Source organism: Pseudomonas sp. Sample_10, from assembly GCF_004321495.1.
Lineage (GTDB): Bacteria > Pseudomonadota > Gammaproteobacteria > Pseudomonadales > Pseudomonadaceae > Aquipseudomonas.
Window position 1 is genome coordinate 1 of sequence record NZ_RCOE01000265.1, and the last position, 2,341, is coordinate 2,341.

The window sequence follows — 2,341 nt, forward strand, 5'->3', positions numbered from 1 at the left end:
GCCGCGTCTTCGGTGTTGAAGGCGTACAGGAAGATGATCAGGATCGGGAAGTGCAGGAACACCAACCCACCCCAGGCGGCAATGCGCAGGCCTAATGAGGCTTTTTCAGAGTGCATCGAAGGCCCCCAGACGTTTGACGATGGACAGGTAAATGGCGATCAGCACGATCGGCACCAACGTGAACGCAGCGGCCATCGGCATGTTGCCGATCGCACCTTGCTGGGCGTAAACCATGCTGCCGACAAAATAGCCCGGTGGGCCAACCAGTTGCGGCACGATGAAATCGCCCAGGGTCAGGGAAAACGTGAAGATCGAACCGGCGGCAATCCCCGGAATCGACAGCGGCAGAATCACTTGCATGAAGGTCTGGCGCGGCTTGGCGCCGAGGTCGGCGGAGGCTTGCAGCAATGACGGCGGCAGGCGTTCCAGCGAGGCCTGGATCGGCAGGATCATGAACGGCAGCCAGATGTAGACGAACACCATGAAGCGTCCCAGGTGCGAGGTCGACAAGGTGCTGCCGCCAACCCCCGGAATGCCCAGCACGAACTGCAAGACCGGCTCCAGTCCCAGATGCTGCACAAACCACTGCGCCACGCCGCCCTTGGCCAACAGCAGGGTCCAGGCATAGGCCTTGACGATGTAGCTGGCCCACATTGGCATCATCACCGCGATGTAGAAAAACGCCTTGGTCTTGCCGGTGGTGTAGCGCGCCATGTAGTAGGCAATCGGGAACGCGACGATGGCGCTGGCGATCGACACGACAATGGCCATGCTCAGGGTTCGCAGGATGATGTCGAAGTTCGAGGGCTGGAACAGCGCGGCGAAGTTCGCCAGGGTCAGGTCGGGAGTGACCGCCATGGTGAAGTCGTCGAAGGTGTAGAAGCCTTGCCACAGCAATGTCAGCAACGAACCGAGGTAGATCGCACCGAACCACAACAGTGGCGGCACCAGCAGCATCGACAGGTACAGGTTGGGCCGGCGATACAACAGGTTGGAAAACCTGCGCAACGGCGAACCTCCCGACTGGGTTTGAGAAATAGCCAAGGTGCTCATTTCACACCCCGCCGACGACGGTGTCGTGCAACTGGACCATGGCTTCCCGCGCCCAGCGCGCACTGAGGCGCTGCCCGGTCTGGTGCTGCGCGCTGCTGTCGATCCACTGATTGTTGGCCTGGCTGATGTTCAGGGTCTGGCCATTCTCCAGTTTCAGTTCATAGCGGGTGGCGCTGCCCTGGTACTGGATATCGTGGAGCAAGCCGGTGACTTCGATTTCGTGGCTGGCCAGCGGGCCTTCGGCGAAACGCACGTGTTCGGGACGAATCGAGAACGGCTGCGGATTGCCACTGATTTGCTTCGCCAGATCACCGCGGATCACGTTGGAGGTGCCGACGAATTCCGCGACGAAGGTGGTGGCCGGTTTCATGTACAGGTTGCGCGGGCTGTCGACCTGTTCGATGCGGCCCTTGTTGAACACTGCCACGCGGTCGGACATCGACAGCGCTTCGGTCTGGTCGTGGGTGACGAAAATGAACGTGATGCCGAGCTGGCGTTGCAGTTTTTTCAGCTCGCCTTGCATCTGCTCGCGCAGCTTCAAATCCAGCGCACCGAGGGGTTCATCGAGCAACAGCACACGCGGACGATTGACCAGTGCGCGGGCCAGGGCCACGCGCTGGCGCTGGCCGCCGGAGAGCTGCACGGGTTTGCGCTCGCCATAGCCGCCGAGGGCGACCATGTCGAGGGCTTCGGCTGCGCGCTTGAGGCGCTCGGCCTTGGCGACCCCTTTGACTTTCAAACCGTAAGCGACGTTGTCGCGAACGTTCATGTGCGGGAACAGCGCGTAATCCTGGAAGACGGTGTTCACGTCACGTTGATACGGCGGCAGCCCGGCGGCTTCTTCGCCATGAATGCGGATCGAGCCTGCGCTGGGTTGTTCAAAACCGGCGATCAGGCGCAAACAGGTAGTTTTGCCCGAGCCGGAAGGCCCCAGCATGGAGAAAAACTCGCCGTCCTGGATGTCGATGGAAACCCGGTCAACGGCTTTCACTTCGCCGAACAGACGGGAAACGTTGGTGAACTGGACTGCAAGCGTCATGGTGCGGTGCTCCAAAAAGGCGAGGGCGGTCGCAGCGGCCCTGCCTGGACTTCTGAAAAAACTGAATCATTGCTTTTTGTGGCGAGGGAGCTAAGCCGCCGCTCCTGTGGCGAGGGAGCTAGCTCCCGCTGGAGGGCGCAGCCCTCCCAAAAGAGTTGATGCGGTTCGTCTGAAAAACCGCATCGACCGGTTTTGGGGCGGCTTCGCCACCCAGCGGGAGCAAGCTCCCTCGCCACAGGGATGGCGGCT

2 protein-coding genes and 1 pseudogene are annotated in these 2,341 nt (G+C 61.2%); all 3 read right to left on the reverse strand.

What is annotated here, in order from left to right; translation table 11 throughout:
* Positions 1-116: pseudogene (locus tag D8U18_RS25460) on the reverse strand (ABC transporter permease); the annotation flags it as partial.
* Positions 106-1,053: an ABC transporter permease gene (locus tag D8U18_RS25465; protein WP_056856298.1), complete on the reverse strand. Its 948-nt coding sequence runs from the start codon at positions 1,051-1,053 to the stop codon at positions 106-108. The gene D8U18_RS25465 and the pseudogene D8U18_RS25460, both read right to left, overlap by 11 nt.
* A gap of 1 nt (position 1,054) precedes the next feature.
* Positions 1,055-2,092 (reverse strand): ABC transporter ATP-binding protein, encoded by a 1,038-nt coding sequence (locus D8U18_RS25470; protein WP_056856297.1) that lies wholly within the window; start codon positions 2,090-2,092, stop codon positions 1,055-1,057.
* Positions 2,093-2,341: the final 249 nt, after the last annotated feature.

Bases quoted from the DNA above. Each gene is read 5' to 3' on its own strand.
- D8U18_RS25465 (WP_056856298.1), bottom strand. From the start codon at position 1,053: ATGAGCACCTTGGCTATTTCTCAAACCCAGTCGGGAGGTTCGCCGTTG.
- D8U18_RS25470 (WP_056856297.1), bottom strand. From the start codon at position 2,092: ATGACGCTTGCAGTCCAGTTCACCAACGTTTCCCGTCTGTTCGGCGAA.